Source organism: Idiomarina sp. UBA4206 (assembly GCF_002383015.1).
Lineage (GTDB): Bacteria > Pseudomonadota > Gammaproteobacteria > Enterobacterales > Alteromonadaceae > Idiomarina > Idiomarina abyssalis.
In genome coordinates, this window is sequence record NZ_DFTS01000035.1 from 39,736 (window position 1) to 40,098 (window position 363).

Here is a 363-nt window from a genome sequence, read left to right on the forward strand (position 1 = left end):
TACGGGTGCCGATGCGGCTACTTTTGCGCACTTACTCAATTTTGACTCGGTGCATGGTCGCTGGGGTTATGAAGCCGAAGGTGCGGACAATGCTATTCAAATTGGTGATGAACGCATTGCTTTCACTCAACACAAAACCATTGCTGACAACGACTGGAGTGGTTGTGATGTGGTTTTAGAAGCCTCCGGTAAGATGAAAACCGTGAAGGTGCTCAACGATTACCTGTCCCAGGGCGTTAAACGCGTGGTGGTATCAGCTCCAGTCAAAGAGCCCGGCGCTTTGAACATTGTTATGGGCGTTAATGACCACCTATATGATCCTGACAAGCATCAGATAATCACTGCCGCGTCCTGCACCACCAA

Annotated in this window: 1 protein-coding gene; it reads left to right on the plus strand. The window is 49.6% G+C overall.

All coding sequences use genetic code 11. The annotated features are described in order from the left end of the window. Positions 1–363: glyceraldehyde 3-phosphate dehydrogenase NAD-binding domain-containing protein (locus B3180_RS07265; RefSeq protein WP_286843795.1), on the plus strand; the 363-nt coding region annotated here is incomplete at both ends.